At 55.7% G+C, this 22,112-nt stretch carries 22 protein-coding genes; 5 read left to right on the top strand and 17 right to left on the bottom strand.

Translation table 11 applies throughout. The features are described 5' to 3' along the window. Positions 1-76 precede the first annotated feature (76 nt). The 3 genes from NB640_RS11520 to NB640_RS11510 all read left to right on the top strand — a co-directional run bounded on the left by NB640_RS11520 (position 77) and on the right by NB640_RS11510 (position 2,169). On the top strand, positions 77-1,042 hold the full coding sequence (locus NB640_RS11520; protein WP_269308838.1) for a hypothetical protein: 966 nt from the start codon (positions 77-79) through the stop codon (positions 1,040-1,042). Between the two features lie 64 nt (positions 1,043-1,106). Further along, complete coding sequence (locus NB640_RS11515) at positions 1,107-1,553, top strand: tetratricopeptide repeat protein (RefSeq protein ID WP_269308837.1); 447 nt, start codon at positions 1,107-1,109, stop codon at positions 1,551-1,553. Between the two features lie 208 nt (positions 1,554-1,761). Next, positions 1,762-2,169: a surface-adhesin E family protein gene (locus tag NB640_RS11510; protein WP_269308836.1), complete on the top strand. Its 408-nt coding sequence runs from the start codon at positions 1,762-1,764 to the stop codon at positions 2,167-2,169. A gap of 38 nt (positions 2,170-2,207) precedes the next feature. Here the strand turns inward: NB640_RS11510 and NB640_RS11505 are convergent, their stop codons facing one another. The 8 genes from NB640_RS11505 to NB640_RS11470 are packed head-to-tail and all read right to left on the bottom strand — an operon-like array spanning position 2,208 to position 9,580. Next, positions 2,208-2,837, bottom strand: a complete 630-nt coding sequence (locus NB640_RS11505; protein WP_269308835.1) for a class I SAM-dependent methyltransferase — start codon at positions 2,835-2,837, stop codon at positions 2,208-2,210. Between the two features lie 6 nt (positions 2,838-2,843). Continuing rightward, positions 2,844-4,007 carry an SEL1-like repeat protein gene (locus tag NB640_RS11500; protein ID WP_269308834.1) on the bottom strand — a complete coding sequence of 388 codons (1,164 nt, stop codon included), beginning with the start codon at positions 4,005-4,007 and terminating at the stop codon, positions 2,844-2,846. A 12-nt stretch (positions 4,008-4,019) separates the two neighbouring features. Further along, positions 4,020-5,093 carry a tetratricopeptide repeat protein gene (locus NB640_RS11495; protein ID WP_269308833.1) on the bottom strand — a complete coding sequence of 358 codons (1,074 nt, stop codon included), beginning with the start codon at positions 5,091-5,093 and terminating at the stop codon, positions 4,020-4,022. After that, entirely contained in the window at positions 5,090-6,157 is a 1,068-nt protein-coding gene (locus NB640_RS11490) for a tetratricopeptide repeat protein (protein WP_269308832.1), read from the bottom strand. The genes NB640_RS11495 and NB640_RS11490 overlap by 4 nt, the downstream gene beginning before the upstream one ends. Positions 6,158-6,164: 7 nt before the next feature. Further along, positions 6,165-6,986 carry a tetratricopeptide repeat protein gene (locus NB640_RS11485; RefSeq protein WP_269308831.1) on the bottom strand — a complete coding sequence of 274 codons (822 nt, stop codon included), beginning with the start codon at positions 6,984-6,986 and terminating at the stop codon, positions 6,165-6,167. 31 nt (positions 6,987-7,017) lie between these two features. Continuing rightward, positions 7,018-7,968 (bottom strand): tetratricopeptide repeat protein, encoded by a 951-nt coding sequence (locus NB640_RS11480; protein WP_269308830.1) that lies wholly within the window; start codon positions 7,966-7,968, stop codon positions 7,018-7,020. Further along, complete coding sequence (locus NB640_RS11475; protein WP_269308829.1) at positions 7,965-8,636, bottom strand: hypothetical protein; 672 nt, start codon at positions 8,634-8,636, stop codon at positions 7,965-7,967. Before NB640_RS11475 ends, NB640_RS11480 begins: the two co-directional genes overlap by 4 nt. Before the next feature lie 32 nt (positions 8,637-8,668). Beyond that, positions 8,669-9,580, bottom strand: a complete 912-nt coding sequence (locus NB640_RS11470) for a tetratricopeptide repeat protein (RefSeq protein ID WP_269308828.1) — start codon at positions 9,578-9,580, stop codon at positions 8,669-8,671. 252 nt (positions 9,581-9,832) lie between these two features. Here NB640_RS11470 and NB640_RS11465 point away from each other — a divergent pair, with 252 nt between their 5' ends. Continuing rightward, entirely contained in the window at positions 9,833-10,978 is a 1,146-nt protein-coding gene (locus tag NB640_RS11465; protein ID WP_269308827.1) for a hypothetical protein, read from the top strand. Between the two features lie 75 nt (positions 10,979-11,053). Here the strand turns inward: NB640_RS11465 and NB640_RS11460 are convergent, their stop codons facing one another. The 9 genes from NB640_RS11460 to NB640_RS11420 form a co-directional block, all read right to left on the bottom strand. Continuing rightward, positions 11,054-12,049, bottom strand: coding sequence for an SEL1-like repeat protein (locus tag NB640_RS11460; RefSeq protein ID WP_269308826.1), 996 nt, complete (start codon positions 12,047-12,049; stop codon positions 11,054-11,056). 69 nt (positions 12,050-12,118) lie between these two features. After that, the gene (locus NB640_RS11455; protein WP_269308825.1) at positions 12,119-13,081 is read right to left on the bottom strand and encodes an SEL1-like repeat protein; all 963 of its coding nucleotides are present in this window, start codon (positions 13,079-13,081) and stop codon (positions 12,119-12,121) included. A gap of 120 nt (positions 13,082-13,201) precedes the next feature. Then, positions 13,202-15,373 (bottom strand): hypothetical protein, encoded by a 2,172-nt coding sequence (locus NB640_RS11450; protein ID WP_269308824.1) that lies wholly within the window; start codon positions 15,371-15,373, stop codon positions 13,202-13,204. A gap of 448 nt (positions 15,374-15,821) precedes the next feature. After that, on the bottom strand, positions 15,822-17,399 hold the full coding sequence (locus tag NB640_RS11445; protein WP_269308823.1) for a tetratricopeptide repeat protein: 1,578 nt from the start codon (positions 17,397-17,399) through the stop codon (positions 15,822-15,824). Then, positions 17,399-18,148: a tetratricopeptide repeat protein gene (locus NB640_RS11440; protein ID WP_269310456.1), complete on the bottom strand. Its 750-nt coding sequence runs from the start codon at positions 18,146-18,148 to the stop codon at positions 17,399-17,401. The genes NB640_RS11445 and NB640_RS11440 overlap by 1 nt, the downstream gene beginning before the upstream one ends. Next, positions 18,105-18,707 (bottom strand): tetratricopeptide repeat protein, encoded by a 603-nt coding sequence (locus NB640_RS11435; protein WP_269308822.1) that lies wholly within the window; start codon positions 18,705-18,707, stop codon positions 18,105-18,107. The genes NB640_RS11440 and NB640_RS11435 overlap by 44 nt, the downstream gene beginning before the upstream one ends. Next, positions 18,704-19,675 carry a tetratricopeptide repeat protein gene (locus tag NB640_RS11430; RefSeq protein WP_269308821.1) on the bottom strand — a complete coding sequence of 324 codons (972 nt, stop codon included), beginning with the start codon at positions 19,673-19,675 and terminating at the stop codon, positions 18,704-18,706. The genes NB640_RS11435 and NB640_RS11430 overlap by 4 nt, the downstream gene beginning before the upstream one ends. After that, on the bottom strand, positions 19,672-20,424 hold the full coding sequence (locus NB640_RS11425) for a tetratricopeptide repeat protein (protein WP_269308820.1): 753 nt from the start codon (positions 20,422-20,424) through the stop codon (positions 19,672-19,674). Before NB640_RS11425 ends, NB640_RS11430 begins: the two co-directional genes overlap by 4 nt. A 134-nt stretch (positions 20,425-20,558) precedes the next feature. Further along, positions 20,559-21,176 carry a hypothetical protein gene (locus NB640_RS11420; RefSeq protein ID WP_269308819.1) on the bottom strand — a complete coding sequence of 206 codons (618 nt, stop codon included), beginning with the start codon at positions 21,174-21,176 and terminating at the stop codon, positions 20,559-20,561. 144 nt (positions 21,177-21,320) lie between these two features. On the opposite strand from NB640_RS11420, the gene NB640_RS11415 reads away from it, so the two are divergent. Then, a complete protein-coding gene (locus tag NB640_RS11415) occupies positions 21,321-21,929 on the top strand; it encodes a DUF2239 family protein (protein WP_269308818.1) in 609 nt (202 codons plus the stop codon). Positions 21,930-22,112 lie beyond the last annotated feature (183 nt).

Here is a 22,112-nt window from a genome sequence, read left to right as displayed (position 1 = left end):
GGGCAACCCAAATGGAAAAGAAAGCTGATGTGTCCGGTATAATAAAAAATTCACCCTGAAAAAAGAAAGTTACGAGATGTTTTCATTTTTCAAGAAAAAAGACAAAGAATCCGAAGCCATTGATATCCCCGAATGGGCGGCCTTCTCCACGGCTGAAGAATACAAGGCCTTTCTCGATGCTATTGACAGCTACTTCAAGGGAATGGATGTTACCTACATCCTGGAAGACGGCACCATAGAAGTCGATCCCGATTCCTTCCGCTTTTCCAAGCTGGGGCTGTCCAACATCGCACAGGTGTGCAAACAGCATGCGATAGAAGACTACCCTGAGCTTATCAACGGGCATTTCACCACCATGCTCAAGACGCTTGAATTTGACAAGACCTTCGACGAAAACATTACTGATTTTGAAAAAATAAAGCAATACCTGGCCGTTCGCCTCTACAACGCAAAGTACATCGCCTATATCGGCGGGCTGGACGACGACACCGAAATGTCGGTGAACCGCTATCTGGCCGAAGATGTGTTTGCCATGCTGGTTTTTGACCTGCCGGATGCCATCCGCAATGTCCAGCCTTCGCACGTGCTGGACTGGGGCAAGGATGAGGATGAGCTGTTTGCCATCGGCATTGCCAACATCCGGGAAAACTACCCCATGGAAATCACGCAGGAAGACATGGGCGGCTTTTCCATCTGGTTTGTGAATAACGACCACTTCTTCACCGCCAATATCCTGTATGAGCTGGAAGCGCGGCCCGAACTGGTCGGCCGCCAGGGCTCGCTCATTGCCATTCCGCACCGCCACTCTGCCCTCATCTACCCGATCGAAGACCTGGGCGTGGTAGAAGCCATCCAGAAACTGATACCGGCAGCCTATGGCATGCACGAGGAGGGGCCGGGCTCACTCACACCCAATCTTTTCTGGTACCACAATGGCATTTTCACCCGCCTGCCGTATGAAGTGCGTGAAGAAAAGCTGCACTTCATCCCGCCGGAGAGTTTCCTGGACATGCTCAACCGGCTGGAAAACCGACTTCACTAGGCTCAGGCCTCAGTAAAAAGCAGCAGGCAGACTACCAGCTTTCTCGCACCGCCAAAGGACGCCTGTGAAAACCGCCCTCAACACCCTGCTTTTTCTTGTGGCATGTGCCGCCACCGGCACAGTCTGCGCCGACATACGGGAAGCGGCAAACACTCTGTATCACGCCGGCAGCTTTAAGGAAGCCCTTGAAATCTACCGGCACCCCGAATTCAGCCACGACGCGGCGGTACAAAACCGTATCGGCACGATCTACCTTGAGCCCGCATTCAGGAATAAAAAACAATCAGCCCAATGGTTCAGGAAATCAGCGGAGCAAGGCAACCGGTACGGGCAATTCAATCTCGGGCAGGCCTATAAAAACGGCACCGGCGTCAGCAGGGACTACGCAAAAGCAATGCAATACTTCCATCAGTCAGCCTCCCAGGGCTATGCCCCTGCCATGAACGCCATTGGTGCCCTGTATGAAGAAGGAAAAGGCGTTGAAAAAGACGAGGATAACGCCATACAGTAGTATCTCAAAGCTGCGGGAAAAGGCGATGCCAACGCCATGCACCGCCTCTTTGACGCCTACGCATACGGCAGGCTGGGGCAACCGGTAGACAAGGCTCAGGCAGAGGAGTGGAAGGCAAAAGCCGAAGAAGCCGGAAAATAAAGCGGCACTGGACAAAGCCAACGTTATAATTTCAGTGGCTGAAGAAAAATAAAGGAGGAAGATAAACATGAAAAAAATACTGGCTATTGCTATTGGCGTATTCTGTGTAAATGCGTGGGCAGCGGGTCCTGCTTCTGACTGGACTCACGTCAAAACAATCACTGGCGGGAATATTTATCTAAACAAAAAGACCATGGAGCAGGAGGGTGCGTATAAAAAAGCGTGGGTGATGATTGAAATGACCGAGCCGATGGTTGTTAACCATAAGGATAATCTCGTCAAATCATTCATGGTATTGCGTGCCTACGACTGTGAAGGGAAAAAGGAAAAATTCATATCCCAGGCCGGTTATGCGGGGAGCATGGGTACAGGCAAAGAGATGCTGTCGGATACCGCAACCAAGGACGAATGGAAAGCCATTGTTCCGGGCAGCAGCCAGGAAGCCATCATCAAGGCGGTTTGCGCGGCAAAATAACGATCGTCTGCGCAGCCGTAGCGCGCCCGCCGTCGCGCTTACGGCTGTATCTTTTTCGCCACCACCCCGATCAACGCCGACATGCCGTTATGCCCTTTCCCCTCACTCAGGGACGCATCATAGCTCTCCACTTCCACAATGATGAGCGGGTCAAGCGCCTCCCGCAGCATGGCCTCGGTATACAACTGCTCAATCACGGGCGGCCCGCCGGTGCCGTACTGAAGCTGCTCGGCACGGTACCCATGCAAAAACAGGATGCCGCCCGGCCTGAGTGCCTGGATGCACTCGGTAAAAAGACGGTTGCGCATATTGGGCGTCGCAAAATTCATGAAAATCAACACCACGGCATCATACGACTCCGCCTGCCATACCCAGCTATCGATGGAAGCAACGGCATAATTGACGCTCACGCCTTTTTCAGCCGCCAGCGCCCTGGCCTTTTCAACCGCCACAGGAGAGAGATCAAACGCATCGACGGTCATACCCTGCTGCGCGCACCACACACTGTTTCTCCCCTCGCCATCCGCCGGGACCAGCACGCGCATGCCCGGCCGGAAATACACCTGCCTGGCGGCAAGCCATGCATTGGGCGCCGTGCCATAAAAATAGCCGGATTCCCCATAGCGGGTATCCCACATGTGCCGGTTTTTCTCTTTCGGGTCTGTCATGGCTGTTCAGAGATCATCAAACACCTTTTCCCCGCCATTGATACGCAAAAGCGCCTGTTCGGCGCCGGGGTGCCCCTGCCTTGCCGCTTCCATGTACCAGTCCCAGGCGCGGCGCACATTGCGCCGGACTCCCTCACCCTTCTCGTACAGGAGCCCCACCTCGTGCTGCGCCCCCATATTACCCAGTTCGGCGGCCTGGATCATCCACTTTGCCGCTTCGGGCAGGTTTTTACGCACGCCTGTGCCGCTGGCATGCATGCGGGCAAGCTGCATCATCGCCTGGACATTGCCCTGCTCTGCCGACTTGAAAAAAAGCTCCAGCACGAGGCGGTAATCCGGTTTCGTCCCGTCGTTTCTTGTCATGAGCCGCATCCCGGCATCAAAGCGCGCCCGCGCATCACCTGATTGCTTGAGCGCCACCGCAGAATAGTAGCCGCCGATATTGCTCCGTTTTGCCGTTTTCGTGCCATTCATCCGGCTTTCCCGAAGCTCGTGCTCATCCATCAGCATGAGCTGGTGGCGGGCATTGCGGTTACCCTGCTTGATCGCCTTGCCAAACCATTCACGCGCCTCGCTCCAGTCTTGAACCACGCCAATACCGCGCAGGTACAGGTTGCCCACGGCAAGCTGTGCTTCCGCATCGCCCTGCCTTGCCGAGCGCATGGCCCACTTGACACCCTCTTCCGGGTTTTCCCGTACGCCCCTGCCGGAAAAATACATGCCGGAAAGAATCAGCTGCGCCCTGGCATATCCCTTTTCGGTCGAGCGCCTGATCCATTTTTCAGCCAGCATATCGTTTGAGTCCATCTCATCACTGGCAAGATAGGCATAACCCAGCTCACACTGCACCTTGGGGTCGCCCTTTTCGGCGAGGAAAGTGGCAAGCTTCAAGACCATCCGGATATCCTTGTTGAGCGTGGTATTGCGCGCGTACCGGCTGACCAGTTCATACACCGCGCCGGGATGCCCCTGCCTTGCCGCCTCGGCAAACCACTTTGCCGCACGGGCATCGCTCCGTGCCACACCGCCCTTGCCGTACTTGAACGCCACCCCCAGCTCAAACTGCGCCTTGACGTCACCCGCCTTTGCCGCCAGCAGCAATACCGCCGCCTGCCTGACTTCCATGTCGGCAAGATTTTCCCCGTATGGCAAAACAGCCGGTTCCGGCATCGTTTTCTCCTCCTAAGGCATATCCGTCAGGCGCAGCATATCACGCAGCGCCACATTATTCTGCTGTGCCGAGCGGCGGTGCCACTTGCGTGCCTCGACACGGTTCGCCTTTACCCCCATGCCCGTCTCGTACATGGCGGCCAAAAGCCGCTGTGCCTCGCTGTGCTCATGCTCGGCTGCCCAGATAAAAAGCCCCAACGCCTTTGCCTCATCCTTTTGCACTCCCAGCCCGTTGACATACAGGATCGCCAGCTGGTACCGGGCTTCGGCATAGCCCTGTTTTGCCGCCCTGGCATACCAGATCGCAGCCGTTTCCTCGTCAGCCTTTCCCGCTACGCCCCGCGCACAGGCCAGCCCCAGCGCCGATTGTGCCGGGGCATAGCCCTGTGCGGCCGACTGCGCATACCATTTTACCGCCTCGGCATACGCCGTTGCCCTCTCTGCCGCCGCCAGCGCCGAGCGCGCTTCCTGCCACTTTACCAACCCGGCATAATACTGTGCTTTTGCCTCGCCCGATTTTGCCGCGTCCCAGGGGTTTTCCATGAGGTCACGCTCTTCAAGGACCTGGTTCACTTCAGCTTCATGGTTGTGCAGTTCGCGCGCTTTCCCATACCATTGGCGCGCCTTTTCCGTATCCCTCTCCACACCCAGGCCATACTCCAGCATCCCGCCCAGCTCAAACATCGCCAGGCTTGAGCCTGCATTGGCCGCCGTTTCAAACCACCGGTAGGCTTCTTCCATATTCTGCTTCACGCCATAGCCATCCACATAAAACGCCGCCAGCCGGTAAGCCGCTTCCGCCTGCCCGCCCTGGGCTGCCTTCATCAGCCAGGCCGCCGCTACATCCGGGTCCGGCTGCAGGGCGTCCACACCCCACGAGTACACAAGGCCCGCCTCGTACTGCGCCTCCGCATCCCCGGCTTCGGCTTTGGCAATGATATGGCAGGCAGCCCTGTCCAGCATGGATGAATTTTTCAGTGTACCCGCCATGATGGCGTCACACGAGGCATTGGCCGCCATCACCGCTGCGGCAGGAAAACACCATGCCAGTAAAAGCCCCGCTCCCAGAAAAAACCGCCGCATCATCGTCCCCTTTCCTTTTCATCCCCTGCGGGTGTCAGCAACAGCATATCCTGCAATGCCCCGATATCGTGCAGCGCCGCATGCCGGTACCACACGCGCGCCACTTCCCGGTTCTCATTGACGCCGATTCCCCTCACGTACAGCATGCCCATCAGGCTGCATGCCTTGTCATACCCCTTCGCCACCGATTGCCTCAGCAACCCTTCCGCTTCGGCCAGGTCGGGCTTTTCCACCTGTCCCTGCAAATGCAGCAGCGCCAGCTCATACTGCCCTTCAGCATCCCCCTGTGCTGCCGCTGCGCTGAAAAGCGCTGCCGCCTTTTTCAGGTCTTTTTTTCCCGGCGCATCCTGCGTGTACAGGATGCCCAGCTTCACCTGCGCAGGCGCATAGCCCTGCCCGGCCGACTTGCTGTACCATTTTTCCATCCGGTCATAATCGGCCCGGTACCGGTTGTCGCGGTTGTATCGCGCCGCATAATACTGGGCAACCGGGTCTCCCGCTTCGGCGCGAACCATCGGGTCTTCCAGGAGGATCATGTCTTTGGGTGAAAGCGTCCGCTTTGCATAAAAATTGCCCGATGCCTGCGCCTTGGCAACCCATTTTTCAGCCGCTGCATCATCGCGCTTACCGCCAATACCCAGCGCATAGCACTCGCTTAATCTCGCCTGGGCCAGCGGATGCCCTTTTTCGGCCGCCCGGACAAACCACTGGCGCCCCCTCACTTCATCGAGAGCCACGCCCGTGCCAGAGGCATACTGCGTGCCCAAAAGATACATGGCATCCGCATCATCCTGCCTTGCCGCCTTTTCAAACCAGGCAGCGGCCTTTAGCGGCTCCCCCTGCACGTGCAGCCGGTGAAGCGCTGCCAGCCCCACTTCCACCTGCGCCGCCTTATCGCCCGCATTTGCCTTTTTGCACAGGGCGTTGATCGCCTGCTCGTATTGTGTGCCTGCGTAATCCGGACACAGGGCATTTACCCCGCTTTCGCTTCCCTGTGCCGTGGCGCACGAGGAAAAGATCATGGCAAAAAGAGCCGTCCATCCGGTGAGAAAAAGCCGCCTTGCCATATCCATCCTATCGCTTGTAGCCCTCCAGCCGGTACAGCGGCCCGGTGGCGTTACCGCTGCCGTTCTTGACAGCCTTGCGGTACCATTCTTTCGCTTTCTCCTTGTCCTGCGCCACCCCTTCGCCATATTCATAGGCCACACCCATCAGGTACTGCGCCTCGCCGTAGTTCTGGTCAGCGGCCTTCTGAAACCACTCCACCGCCTTGACAAAATCCTGGTCCACCCCGAGCCCTGCCAGGTGAAGCGAACCATAATTCGTCTGGGCACGCGGATATCCCTGGTCAGCGGATTTTTTCAGCCAGGCAGCCGCCTCGTCATAGCTGCGCTTGACCCCCTGCCCCCGGAGGTACATCATCGACAGCTTGTACTCCCCCAGCGCGTCACCAGTCTCTGCGGCCTTTTTATACCAGGAAAAAGCCGCCTTCAAATCCTTTATCACCCCGTCACCGGTGTCATACATCTGCCCCAGCTTCAGCATGGCGCCCACATGCCCACGCCCGGCAGACTTTTCCAGCAGCTTCACGGCCCGGCTGTAGTAGGCCCGGTTATAAGCCGCCATGCCCTTGGCATAGTCCCGCTCACCCCGCGGGTCCATCGCCGGTGGGGTATCACTGTCATCAGCCCCGTCTGCCTCCCGGGCTTCATTTTCCGCTTCCGGGGCTGTTGTTTGCGGTGCCTGTTCCCCAACTGGTGCCGCCTGCACGGTTTCTGCGGCTGACGCTTCCCCGCTCTTTTCCGGCACTTCGTCCGCTGCCACCATGCCTACCAGCACCATACCCGCTGCCGTTAGCAGCATACCCAGAAAAAAACGCCTCATCTGCATACCCATCCTTTTTCCTTTTGTCACCAACCAAACCCGCCTATTGTGCCATACCGAAACCGGCAGTACCTCTTAATACCTGAAGGCGCTGCGTCGCTTCCGCCATACCCTGTGCCGCCGCCATTTCATACCAGCGGATCGCTTCAAGAATATCCATCGGCACACCGCTGCGGCCTGTCTCATAAATCCATCCCAGCGCCACCTGTGCCAGCGGATGCCCCTGCTCGCCCGCCCTGATGAAAAATGCCAGCGCTTTTCCCATATCCTGCGGCACACCGCGCCCCTCGTCATACATGACCGCCAGATTGTACTGGGCCTCTTTCATTCCCTGCGCTGATGCTCGCCGCCACAGGTCCACCGCCCTCACATCATCGGGCATTACCCCGTGCCCGTGATAGTAGGAAAGCCCCAGGTTATAAAGCGATTTCTTTTCATCGCGTGCGGCCCCCATCCCCCACCAGTAAGCCGCCTTTTCCTGGTCTGTCTTGACACCCTCGCCGTTAAAAACCATCTGTCCCAGGAAATACTGCGCTTCCACATCACCATCAAGCGCCGCCTTTTCCAGCCATGCCGCGCCCGCTTCAGGATCTTTTTCAACGCCCTTACCCAGGATATACATCACGCCCAGATTGTAATAAGCATCCCGCGCCTGTTTTTGAGCTGCCTTGAGATACCATTCCCGGGCTTTCGCATAATTCTGGTCGCCCCCCTTGCCCGTGAAATACATGTCTGCCAGCCACAACTGCGCCGCGGTATCATCGTCCTGGGTTGCCGCCTTCATCATCACCGAGAAAGTAATACTCTCGCGCATCTCGTCAACCGTGGACGTCTTTTCCCCTTTCCTGCCTGCGCCGGCAATATCCGGCAGGCACAAAAAAAGCGCAAACAGCATCCCCGGCAAAAAATGCCGGGATACGCCCTTGCGACTGACACTGAGACTATCCATCCTGCTATTGTAGCCTTTCACTACCATGAACCAGGCCGCATTCATGCATCCCTTACCCCGATCTTTTCAAAACGCACACCACGGAACCTCAATCCCTGCAACCGTTTTTTCGTCGCTTCACCAATAACGAGGCCACCCAGGCACGTCCATAATACCGGGACATCGACAGGCACCTCTTCACGTAAAATATAACGCTTTCCCAACCCGCCATAAAGCGTTCGCCTGCAAACGCTGCATGCCCGAGCTTCCGAAAGCGGCTTGCCGTCCATCATCCATGGCCTTTCCGCCCGCAAAAACAGCATGGGCCCTTTTCCTGCAAAAGCATAATGCGGCAGGGGTATCTTTTCCCCCTCAAGAAAAACAGCGCCGAAATGCAGATGATTCGTTATGTCGACTCCCAGCGCATCCCTGAGCCTTTCCGACATCACCCCAAACAGCAGGGAACCGGCAGGCGCCATATCCAGATTTTTCGGTATCTTTTGCAGCACCGGAATATCCGGCACAGAGGGCACATCATCAAGCAGAAAATGACACCCGCTGCAGGCAAATTGCCTGTCCAGTGCGTCCAGCACTTCCGGCGGCATAGCATAGGCATCCGTACCCGAATAATAAATATGCCATAACGTCGAGTCCGTCATATCAGCCAGCTCTATCATCGCTCCTGCACTCCCTGCCGTTTCTGTCAGCGGTGGGCACACAAAAAAAGCAGACATCCTGTCCGCCTTTTCCGGTGCTGCCGCCTGCCTTATTTGGCAACAGGCTTCTTGCCGAGATCATCCAGGATATTTTTCGCATCCTCATCCCCCTGCTCTGCTGCCTTCGTGTACCACTTGATAGCTTCATCCCTGTCAGGCGTTACCCCCAGCCCCTTCTCATAGGCCAGCCCCACCACCGCCTGGGATGTCATGTCCCCGCGCTGCGCAGCCTGGCTGTACCATTTCATGCCTTCAGCATAATCCTGGATAACACCGCGCCCGGCAAAATACAGCGCGCCCAAAGCGGACATCGCCGGGACATAACCCTGCTGCGCAGACAGGCGGTACCACCCTGACGCGTTCGAATAATCCTTGCGCGACCCAAAGCCCTGCTCCGAACACCAGCCTGCGTAGTACTGACCGACACGATTATTCTGCCGGGCAGCCTTGACGAAAAGTCTGCTTGCACGCGAAGGCTCCTTATCGACACCTTTGCCCTCCATCACCATCATCGCAAGGGCCAGTTGCGCATCCACGTCATTCTGCTCGGCAGCCAGGTCATACCATCCGGCAGCCTCGGCATAGTCCTGTTTGACACCCCTGCCTTCGTAAGCCATCAGCCCCAGGCTGTACTGCGCTCGTTCCACGCCCTTGTCTGCCGCTTTTTTGTACCACTTGGCCGCCATTTTCTCATTCGTTTTTGTGCCGATACCATTGGCATAAAAATATGCCAGCTCGGTCTGACCAGCGGCATCTCCTGCCTCAGCCGACTTCTTTATAAGAGCAAACGCCTTCGCGTGCTCGCCTTTCTCATAAGCCGCCATGCCGTCTTCAAGATTGCCCGCCTTTGCCATACCGGCTGCCGCCATGCACAACAGCATCAGCGCGAAAAATACTCCCTGGTACAAGCGGGAAAAAGGCAATGCCGCCATCGTTGCAGGGGCAGTCACATTCCGTTTCATCTGTCAGTCCTTTTCAGAAAAACCATCAATAAGGGAAACGCTGATTAAAAGGTTTTGGGAGATGAAGTGCAAGGCGCACGGCGCACAGCAGCCAAGGCATATCTTAAGATAGACGAAGGTTGCGAGCACCGCGTAACGCAGCAATTCGCTCACAAAGCCTTTTAATCAGCGTTTCCCAAGCAGACACGTCACCCATCATCATATCACCCCCACCTCTTGCCACAAAGAAAGTTTTTATCAGTAAAAGCAAAAATGGCTGATACAATAGTTCCCATCATTGACACCCTGTTTTACGGAGAACCCATGTCATCATTCAAGGCGCGCGTCGAAAATTTCTGGAAGTGGTTTGCTGAAAACGAAACAACTCTCACCCCCTACTTTGAAAACCCGCGCGAGACCGATCCCACGCCCACCCGCGAACGCATCTCCGAGGGTATCAACCGCGTCATCGAAGACCTCCCCTTTGAGTTCGGCGGCAATTTTGAAATCAACTTTTCTGCCAACGGCAGGCGCGAACTGGCCTTTCTGACAACCTACCTGGCAAAAAACCTGCCGGAATCGCTGGCCCAGCGCTGGACCATCACACCACTCAAACCCGCCGCCGGACAGGGCTTTACCATCGGCATGTTTGACAAAATGCTCGGTTTTGACGATGTACTGGTGAGTATGGAACCGGCAGGCAACGACCGTTTCTTCCTGCGCTTTTACAACGGGGTGCTCGATGAAATGGATGAAAACAATGCCTACTTCTTCTTTTTCATCCTCCTGGACGCCGCGCTGGGCGAAGCCATCAGCATCAGCCACATTGACGGGGTGGACAAGGCCGAAGCAGCAGAAGACGGCATGATCCCCCTGTCTGCACTCTCTGACGCCATTACGGCCGAGCTGGCAAAAGAAGACAAAACGTTCAACACCAATCCCTGCGAATACTACGTAGGCTACAGCGGCACACCGGACGAGGATACCGATCCGTCAGAACTTCCGCTGCGCCATGACATCATTGCCGGCTTTACCTGCCAGCAGCGCCTCATGGACGAATACTACAGCGAAGACCACAGCGTATTTGAGCTATATACCGAAGCCGGGGCCAAGGCCGGTTTTATCTGGTACTTTCACGACCACGACGAAGTGCGCGATGCCCTTGACGAGCGCAACGAAATCACCGACAGGATCATTGCCGAAATCCTGGGCGAGCCAGATAGCGGGCAGGAACTGGGATTGAACATCGGGCAGGCCATGGCACCCACCCGCGGCTACATCGATTTCCTGCTGTATGACGAAAACGCCTTCCTGCAAAAAGTCGGCAGTGTGCTCAAGGATTACGACTACACCTTCTACTACACCGACTACCAGCCCGAAGCCGAATCAACCGAACTGCCGAGAGGATGGAAGCAGTAAAGGTATCTGTAAAAGGAAAGTCAGCAGCTCATTGATGAGAAACCAAAGAAAGGAACATATCGCTTCCAGACAGGATCAAGGCGATCCGTTTTCTTTCAGCTTTTGCAGTCTTTTCCTTGCCAGGCCCGAGCCGCCATCTGCGGCTTTCCTGTAAAGTGCCGCCGCTTTTTCCCTGTCTTTTTTCGTCCCCAAACCATTCTCGTACATGACCCCAAGCCAGTAACTGGCAATTGGCAAATCATTTTCTGAGGCAATAGAGAGCATCTGGAATGCCTTTTGATTGTCCAGCTCTTGACCGGCATACCCGTTAAGATAAATAAAGCCCAAGGCAAAGGGAGCGTCTTGTTTGTCACCGTTTTCAACCGCCATGGAACACCAATGAAAAGCTCGGTCCCAGTCCTGCTGACTGGATGATGTTCCGGCAACATATATGGAGCAGAGGTTTGCCTGTGATGGCATATGACCTTTCTCTCCTGCTTTTGTGTACCAAAAAATCGCCTTGTCTTTATCAACAGGGACAGACCACCCCTTGGAATACATAACACCGACCGCATGCAGCGCATTTATATTGCCTTGTTCGGCTGATTTTTTATACCACTGCATGGCTTTCTTATCGTCTCTTTTTATTCCTAATGCATTCTGGTAGGCGTACCCGACCTTGTATTGCGATTTAGCGTGCCCTAATTCTGCGGCTTTCAGATACCAGTCAAATGCCGTGGTCAGGTCCTGCTTAACACCCAAGCCTTCTTCGTAAAGAAAGGCAAGATTGTATTGGGCACTTGGATTAGTTTGTTTTGCGGCTTTGGCAAGCCATTGTCGTGCAAAATTGAGATCCTTTTTTACACCCAGTCCTTTCTGGTACATCAATCCCAGATTATTCTGCGCATTGGAAAAAGCCTGCCGCGCACTTTTTTCATACCATTCAAAGGCCTGACTGATGCTTTCTGTTATGCCCTGTCCGCGCTGGTACATTTTTCCCAACTGGAACTGGGCTTCAGCATTGCCAGTCCTAGCGGCTTTTTCAATCAGCGGAAAGGCTTCTTTATACTGTTGTTTTTCATACAGGGCCATGCCTTCTTCAATATCACCCGCGAAGGCTGTAACAGAATATCAACTCCGAGATAATTCCGTCAGACTTTTTCAATTTTCCTTCAGTTCTTTCAAGCGCTTAATTGCAAGCTCGGACCCTCCTTTTGCTGCCGCTTCATAGAGCATCATCGCTTTGGCCTTATCGACCGTGGTGCTCACACCGTATTCATACATGAACCCCAGCCCGTACTGCGCTGTAGACATATCCCTTTCTGAAGCTACTGTCAGATGTTTAAATGCCTGCTTGTAGTCCGCTTTCTGACTGCCATACCCATTGAGATAAATCAGACCTAACGCCGAGGGCACTATTCCCTTTTTACTTTCGCCTTCATCTGCCATCTGACACCACTTGAAGGCTTCATCCCAGTTTTTTTTCTCGAACTCAACAGCGCACAAGTTTTCCTGAGCCTGTCGATGACCATGCCCTGCTGCTTTCCGATACCAGGATAAGCCTTTTTCGTAATCCTCTTTTACCCCCAATCCTGTTATATAAGCATGACCGACGCTGTATTGTGCCCGCTCAAATCCTTGATTGGCAGATTCTATGAAGAGGTCAAACGCTTTTTTTTCATCTTTAGGAACCCCTTCACCGACCTGGTACATCCGACCAAGACTGAACTTCGAATAGGTACTTCCCTGGTCGGCTGCGGCGGCATACCACTTTGCAGCCTGCGCCAAGTCCTTTTTGACGCCTTCTCCATCATGATAGTGCACCCCCAAATTGTGTTGGGCGCTCGCGTTACCCTGCTCTGCTGCCCTCCTGTACCACTGAATAGCCTTACTGGAATCTTTCGTCGTGCCTTGGCCCAACGCAAACATTTTACCGTACTGAAACTGGGCTTTCGCGTTGCCGCTTTTTGCGGCCTTTTCAATGAGCGGGAAAGAGGACTTGTAATCCTGCTTGTCGTAGAACGCCATCCCATCCTCGTAGTCACCCGCGAAAACAGTAGCAGAAAACAAAACGAGAATCAGAAGGGAAAAAAGAGAGCGAAAGAAGGTCGGCAATGAGGTCATGGTGTTCCTTATGGTCTTGTCTACTTATCTTACCTGAAACAGGTAAAAGCGCCCATCGAAAAGATGGACGCTTCAACACTAACCAAATATATAAGAAAATATATGTCAATTTTTGTGCAATTACTTATAAGGTTCACCTCCTTTTTCAGCGTCCTTCGCAATTTTCTTATGATCTTGATTAATCGCCTCCTGTGCCGTTTCCTCAAACCGTTGCAGCATAAATTCCTGCAGATTCTGAAACACAATCCCTTCCGAGCCGGTAGCGCCTAAACGAAGTAACCGTGATGCCCCGGCTGTCAGGAGGCTTAATGTTCCTGCCTGCACACCCACCCGCCTGCCTTCTGCCTGGATGAAGTCATTTCGGGCAACATCAAAGGGCTGGCTGGTGTGCTTGAGGTATTCGTGAAACCGGAGGTCGTTATCCACCATGTGGGGATTCTTGATAAGGGTATTGACCCTTTCTGAGGCTCCCAGGTTAAAGGCCCTTGTGCCGATCCAGGTGAACTGGGTAAAGACGGTACCGGCTTTGCTGAAGTTGCCGACAGCGGTCAGCTTGTTGGGAAGAGCGAGACTCACCATGGTGGGGACGAATTTTTCAAAGAAGTCGCCTGTCATTTTGTCAGGACGGAGAAAGGCACTGCGGCTGGGATCACTGGTGAAGTATTGTAAATCATTGTACGAATCACTTCTCAAGTCTTTGAGCATGTTTTTTCCATCATCGAAGAAGCTGTAGACCTCGCGTTTGGCATAGTTGGCGTATTCGCGGTTATCTTCGATTTCTTTGGCCCAGGCAGCGGTGTCGTTGCCGTGGGTAAGCCAGCTCATCTGGTAGCCGAAGGCCATGACTTCGGGCGGCGGATAGCCCTGCATCATGGTCATGAGGGTATTGGCAGCTTCCTGCCCGATGTTGAGTGAGCCGGTGTAGACGCTTGCCATGATGTCAGTAACGCCTTTGCCGTATCCGGTGCTCTCCAGGCTTTTCATGGCCTGGGCGGTTTGTTCGATGTGAGCATAATTGAGGTCGCTGCCTTTTGCCATGTAAGAGAGGATGTCTTTACCGAGGTCGGTTGCCTGCTCTTTCAGATGGCGCGTGGAGAAGCTGCCTCCTGCAAAGCCCGTGTTACCGATGGTGTCGTAGCCATGGGATGCGCCATAGCGGTCGAGTATGGGGTATGCCTGTTTTTTGGCAAGTTCGGGGTCCCACTTGATTTCTTTGCCGGTTCTCAAGGTGTTTTCAACCTGTTCTCTGGCGTATTGTCTTTCGTAGTTGCCATACCAGCTATTGAATGCGGGGTCAAAGCGGGCATTCCGGGAATTGAGTATTGCCTGCGCCTTGTCAGATGCGGCACGGTAGGGGACATCGGAGGTATTGTTCACGATTGCCGAGAGATTGTCCGCCATTTGCTGCCGCCACTGTGAGGATCGCAGCTTGGCGATGAACAGGGACGGATCCATGATTTCGGCTTCTTTCCTGGCTTGTAGCCCGAGTTTGCCGGTCTGATCACTTTCCGCTCTGTCAGCTTCGGCTGTCCGATTAAGCTGCTCTGAGAGACCATCAGGGGTAAAGGTGCCTTCTTGCTGGATGCGTAATCCGAGGGTGCCGGTTTGGGCACTGGCTTTTCGTTGGGGGTCAGAAAGCTGGTTAATGTTTCGTGCCATTTCTTCAGGATTGACCCGGACTTCCTGTTGAACACGCAGGCCAGGGTTTCCTGTATTTTCGCTTTCACTCCTCTCGTCCTGTGACAGTTGATTTAGCTGTCGCGCGACTTCTTCGGGATCGATTTTCGCTTCCTGCTGGATACGAATACCGAGATTGCCAATATCTTCACTTGATGCGCTTTCAGATCGTGATAATTTGTTGATCTGGTTTGCGGCTTCTGCCGGATTTACCCTGACTTCATCTTTGATCCGCAACCCAAGGGTTGCGGTGCTTTCGCTATCCTGCAATGCAGGCTGAACCATCCGGTTTAACGCGGCTATACCCCTGTCGATTCCTGAGGGGCTTTCTGCCTTGAGTTTGGCATACGGTTTTGCCGGTTCTACCTTGACTGCCGTGACAGTGGGTTGCACCACTGGTTTGACGGTACTATCGGGAACAACTAGCGGCTCGATTTTAGGTGCTTGGTAAAGATCAGCCGGCAAACCACCACCATCCCCGCCACCCGTTGCACCCAGGCTGCCTGTCAATTTTTTCGCGTAATTGTCCAGCGAAAAATCCATCCTGAATCCTTCATCCGTTTTCCCGGGTTTGAATGGATCGTCCGATGTGAAATCCTCGTCAAGGATGCCCATAAAAGCCTCCTGTGATCGGATTGATTTTTATGATGCGCATCATTTTTTCACCTGCCTGTTTGGGGCCTGAAAAAAGCGGGGAGGATCAAAGACCCTCCCCGAAAAGATCGCCTACATGAAGAAAGACATGAACATGGGAAGTTCACGCTTTCTGTTATACAGGATAAAATCTGCGCGGTCACCTATTATTTTTAATTAAATCAAAGCGTTACAACACGAATCGTTTCACAGTTGGTTCAACGAATCGTTTAACGAACCGTGAGGGAGGAAAAAAGACGGGCAGGGGATAACCCTCTGTTTTTTAAAGTGAAATTGACTGAATCCGCATGAATGGAAGGAAAAAAATTTTGAATCAGCACGGGGCCAGAATTTTATGTAAAAAAATTCAGGCGATGTTGTGTGGTTGCGACAGATTCACCTTGAAGGAACCATCAGCACAGATGCCCTGCTACTTCGCGGTTTCCTGCATGATCATCAGCATCTGTTCAGTCGCCGTGCCGGAAGTAACCGCAGCCTGCTCAAACCATTTCAAGGCCTTTGCACGGTCTTTCTTCACGCCGCGCCCGTCGCGATACATCATGCCCAGCCCTTCCTGGGCACGCGCTATCCCCTCGTCAGCCGCTTTTTCGTAGAGAGCAAACGCCTTTTTCTCATCAGACGACACGCCCTTGCCTGTGGCATACAGGGTGCCCAGCGCCGCTTCGGCTTCGGCATCACCCTGCTCGGCAGCAAGACTGAGCCAGGTGGCGGCTTCAGCCGCATCGGCTGCCACGCCCCGTCCCTCCAGGTACGCCAGCCCGAGCCGCCGCTGGGCGGGCACCAGAAGCCCCGAGGCCGCCAGCCGGTACCAGGCCACCGCCTGCTCCGGGTCAGCCGGCACGCCCGCGCCCTTTTCATATGCCAGCGCCATCACATACTGGTCGCGCGCATCCCACTGCTTTACCGGCATATCCCGCTTGCCGGGCGCCGAAGCGATCAATTCTTCCTCAATGAAATACGCCTTGCCGTACCAGTTGCGCTTGGCCTTTGCCCGCTCATACCAGAGCCTTGCCAGCTCCGGGTCACGGCGTGGATGCGCGCCGTCATACCATGCACCCAGCGCTACCTGGGCCGGGGCATATCCCAGCTCTGCCGCCTTGTCGACCCACGACACCGCCTGTTCATCATCATCGGCGACACCCTTGCCGTCAAAGTACGCCATACCCAGCAGGTACTGCGCTGGCGGGTGGCTCTGTTCCGCTGCCCGCCTGAAAAGCTGCGCAGCCTCCCGGTAAAACACATTCATCCGGTTGGCCGGATCACTATCCCCGAGCCAGTTAAACACCAGCCCCAGCAAATACTGCGAGCGGGCATCGCCCTTGTCCGCCCCGGCCTGCAGGCTGGCCAGCGCCTTGCCGTATTTTTCCGCCGTGCTCACCCACAGCGGCATGGCGATAAAATCCAGCCCGGCAACCGACGCCTCCTCACGCATCGTATCCAGCACGGTCTTTGCCATCTGCCCGATATCTCCCGGCTGCTCGGCGGCAAATCCCAGCCACATCCGGGCCACCGCAATATCCTGCTCCACCGTAATGCCTTTCGCATACAGAAGGCCCAGTTGGAATTGCGAGAGACCATAGCCGTTTTCCGCTGATTTCTGCAGCCAGCGGCGCATGGCGTCATAATCCTGTTTTACCCCCTCCCCGGCGGCATACATGATCGCCATCTGGAGCTGCCCTTCCGCATTGCCCTTGTCAGCTGACTTTTTGAACCACTGCACTGCCTTTGCCGGGTCTTTCTTCACCTTGTGTCCCAGCCGGTACATGTACCCCAGCATCAGCGCCGCATTGTCATCCCCCTTATCGGCTTTTTTTGCCAGGGTGGCCGGGCTGGCCTGCTGCTTGAAAATCGACAGGGCAGCAGGTGAAAGTCCCTTGGTATCCATCGTCTTTCCTCCTTGTGCCCAGGCAAAGGGCGCAGACATGAGAAGCGCCAGCCCCCAGAGCATGACAGCTTTCCTTACCCCGATTCCCACAGGCCTGTCCATCACTCCTCCTTCTCGTCGCTCTTGAGCTTTTGCAGCCGGATGGCAGATTCGGCATCCCCGCGGGCTGCCGCCTTCTCAAACCAGAATCTCGCCTGCGCAGCGCTCCTGCCGACACCCAGTGCATTTTCAAACGTATCGCCCAGCTCGTACTGCGCCTTCACATACCCCATCCCGGCAGCATACCGCAACCAGAAGAGGGACTTGCGGTAATCCCTCTCTATCCCGTCCCCGTCCTTGTACGCCAGCCCGATCCGGTATAAAGAGGCGGCATCCGCACGGGAAGCCGCATCCCGCAGCTTTGCCTCATCGCATTCCGGACGCTCCGGAAAACGGCGGCAGGTATCCGCTATCCTGTCCAGCCGCCTGATCGCATTGGCATTGCCCATCCCTGCCGCATACACATACCATCTGCCGGCTTCCACCCAATCCTTGTCTACCCCCTGCCCGGCCTCGTACATCCCGCCCAGGTTAAATGCCGCCATCGGATGTCCCTGCATCGCAGCCTTCCTAGTCCATTCCAGTGCCTGTACATAGCTGTCTTTTACCGTGCCATCGCCAGGAAAGAGATAAGCCACATTGTACTGGGCCTCTGCATCACCGTTTTCAGCCGCCTTCATCAACCACTGATGTCCGGTGTCGTCATTCCTTGCAAAACCGCTTCCCCTCAGATAAGCCAGGCCAAGCTGGCGCTGTGCGAGAGCATCATTAGCCTGCGCCTGCCTGGGAAGCGCAGCACGTTTTTTCCGGATCAGCCATCCTTGCCGTCAGCTCAAACTCATCCAGAAACCTCAGGCGATGAATAGCTGACGGACTGCCCGCCTTTGCCGCCAGATCATACCAGCCACGCGCGGCCTTCACATCCTTTGCCGCTCCCTGCCCGGTTTCCAGCATCATCCCCAGGTTGTACTGCGCCATCCGGAAACCCCGGTCCGCCAGCTTTTTCACCAGGCCATAAGCTGCCACCGGATCGGCCTTGACCCCCTGCCCCCGCGAATACAGCATCGCCAGCGTGAGCATCGAATGAACATGCCCCTCTTCAGCCGCAGCGGCAAACCATTTCACAGCGTCCGGATAACTCTGGCGGACGATTTTTCCCTCCAGGTACACCGTCCCCAGCTTGTAGCGGGCCACGTCATAGCCTTCATTGGCATCCCTTACCAGGCGCGTCAATTTGTCGCGCTCAATGGCAGACAAGGGCCGTCTCGTGCGTATCTGCGCATCGGCATCGCTCAACGGCAAAAACATCGCCACTGCCAGGAGCATTATTGCCCCTGCCAGCGCCGGTCGTTTTACCGCCCGCTGCCTCATTTCCTTTTCTTGCCAGCGGCTTTTTTACGCGCGGGCTTTGCTGCGGGAGCAGCTTCCTCAGGCACGACAGCCACCTCACCCGGATCATCCGTTGACTCCCGGAAAACCCCGCCCTCATGGGGAGAGTCTTTTGCCGGCAGCGCATTCATCACCGGCGCACCCGTTTCATCCACCGTCATCTCCGGCGCATCATCCCCGGCAGACGCTGCCTGGCCGTCGCCATCCAGTTGCCGCAACAGCACCGTTGCCAGCCGGTTGCCCTTTTCCGACGCCTTGAGATAATACGACCGGGCCACGGCGGTATCCCGCGAAACCCCGGTACCCGTCTCATACATCCGGCCCACATTCAGCATCGACATCACATGCCCGGCATCCGCCGCGCGTTTGCCCAGTTCAAACGCCTTTGCCAGATCCTGCTTTACCCCCTGCCCCCGGGCATACATCCCGGCCAGGCGGCCTTCTGCATAAATATTGCCCTGTGCCGCGCTCTTCTCGTACCAGGACACCGCTTTCGCATCATCCGGGTCTGTCCCCAGCCCGTATACAATCATCATCCCCAACGTATACTGCGCATCGGCGCTGCCCTCGTTCGCCTCCCGTTCCACGGCAGAAAACGCCTGCTGCATCTCCCCGGCAAACCCCTGGCCGTGCTTGTACATGTCGGCAATCTCGTGACGGGCTGCCGCATCATCCTGGTCTGCCGCCTTGATAAACCATGTCAGCGCCCGGCGAAAATCCTTCCTGACACCCTTTCCCCAGCGATAAAGACAGCCCAGCTCGTACTGCGACTTTGCCGTTCCTTTTTCCGCATTCGCCTTCAGCACTTCCACATCCGCCGCATCCGGCACGCCGGGCGCCATCACCACTTCACACGTCATGATCTGGGCGTGCGCCACACCGGCGCCCGCCAGAAACACCCCTGCCATCACTACCGCAAACAGGCCACGCCTGACCGAAAAAAACATCATTCACCCCTTTCCATGTGTTCCAGGCGTTCCTTCGCCTTGCCATTGCCACGCTCTGCCGAGCGCCGGTAAAAATCCATCGCCTTTGCGCGGTCCTTTTCCGTACCCTCGCCCATCTCAACCATCCGCCCGATCACCAGAAGCGCCCGATCATGCTGCTGGGCTGCCGCCTTGTCCAGCCATGAGCGCGCCCTGATGTAATCCTGCGCCACACCCCGCCCGCGGTAATACATCATCCCGAGGCGAAACTGCGCATCCGCCAGCCCCTGGTGCGCAGCCATCTCCAGCCACTTTATCGCTTCGGCATAGTTCCGCGGCACACCCAGCCCATCCCGGTAAATCATCCCCAGCCTGAACTGCACATCCGCATTGCCCGCCTCACCCTGCTTTCTCAGCACGGCGATCCGCGCTTTCTTTTCTTCCTTGTCCTGCACCTCATCCCAGGCCTGCAGGTCAAAAAACTCATGCCGCGCCAGCCTGTGCCGCTGGCCCGCAGCGCGCCCCAGCCAGCCCTTGGCCTGCGCGCGGTCTACCTCTACCCCCCAGCCATACCGGTAAAGACATCCCAGTTTGTACTGCGCATCGGCATCATTTCCCTCTGCCGCCTTCCTGATCGCAGCAATCCCTGCCTTGTCCGGCCTGCCATCGGCAAACGCCGCCTCACACGAACTGCCCTCCTCCTGTGCCATGCAAAAAGGGGCAAGAGAAAACAACAGTACCCACATCACCGCCAGCTGTTTTATCCACCTCATGATTCCTCCTGTGCAAAGGGAGCCACGCCTGTCATGAAATAGTACACCACAGGAAGACCCATCCCGTACAGGGACATCAAAAGAAGTGTTGTATTTTTGTCAGCCCCTCTCGCCAAAAGAGGAAAAGCGCAGCGCTATTTCAGCGGCTCGACTTTCATCTGGCGGTAGACTTTCCCGTCAAATGACCAGGTGCGCTTTGCCCAGTTGACCAGCGGATCAGCATGCCTCATGGTCCTGTCCGGCGCTATCACCTCAAACTCGGCCCACTTCACCCCGTTCACCGGCGAATACCGCGCAGGCACCGGTATCTCACGGCTGTCAAAACTACCCACCGGCGTGTAGTAATCATCCCCGCATCCGGCATACAGCATGATGAAATAAAACGCCCCTGCCGGCTCATAAATGAAAAGATCGTCGACGATATCGCCGTTCAGATCAACCGAACGGAAAAGCCCGATAGTCACACCATACCCGAGCGCCCGATCCCCTGCCGGGTTCCGGTTGAAAAGAAACACATCCACGTCATTCTTGGCAAAGATATCCGCCAGCCGTTCTCGCTTGTCAGGCGTACTGTTTTTACCAGACGGCTCATCGGCAATCCCCTTGTCCGTCACCCGGGCCGAGATGAGGTAGAACATCGGCGCATCATGAGGCAGGCCCACCCCCTTGCAAGCAGGCGCGGAAAAAGCCAGGGCAGGCAACAACAGCATACCTGCCGCCAAAACCTTCATTCCAAATTGTTTTAGCTGCATTTCCTCAACTCCTGTTCCCCGGAAAAATATGCCGGACGAATCAGGACAGCATAAACCATGGCAGCCCCTTCCCGCGCAGCCTGACTTGACTTTTATTTTTACCCGGATGAAAACAAGGGCCCCTCTTTACCGAAAATGAAAAACATGACAACAGCAATCACGTACACCAGCTTTGACGGCAACAAACGCATTGCCTCGGGAAGCCTTCAAGCCAATGCGCTTGCCGTAAAGCAGGCGCTGGCTGCACGCAGCCATGGTGCCGTGCTGACTTTCAACGATCAGACCGGCGAAACAGTGGAAATCGATGTCTGCGGCACCGATGCAGACATCCTTTCCCGCCTGCGCGGCTTGACGCCTTCGGCGCCTGCCATCCTTTCTGAAGAACCCAATGCTGAGCCTGTGCCGGAATCGCGCGGACGCCCGAAGCTTGGCGTGGTCTCCCGTGAAATCACGCTCCTGCCCCGCCATTGGGAATGGCTGGAATCCCAGCCGGGCGGCGCATCCGTTACCCTGCGCAAGCTCGTTGAAAAGGCGCGCAAAGCGGGCGCAGAAACGGACCGGCAGCGTCATATGCAGGAACGCACCTACCGATTCATGTCAGCTGTTGCGGGGAACCTGCCTGCCTTTGAAGAAGCATCCAGGGCACTTTTTGCCAGTGAAGCAGAACGCTTTTACCAACATACCGAAAGCTGGCCATCTGACATACGTGATTACATCCGGCAACTGGCATTCGGCATTAAAAAGACGGCATAGCCCATCTGTCCGGCCACCGCATCCAGCCTGCCGGCGAACATTCCGCCGGTAGAAATACTCATTGGCACAAAATCCAGCCGCAGACGATAACAGTTCTGCATGGCACGGTCTGAAAAAACCTGGCCATCGAGGCGTGAAGCATAGGGTGAGCTCAGCCGGAAGCCTTAATCCGTTTCGGGAGTC

Source organism: Oxalobacter vibrioformis (genome assembly GCF_027118995.1).
GTDB classification, from domain to species: domain Bacteria; phylum Pseudomonadota; class Gammaproteobacteria; order Burkholderiales; family Burkholderiaceae_D; genus Oxalobacter; species Oxalobacter vibrioformis.
This window is presented reverse-complemented; position numbering and strand designations above follow the sequence as displayed.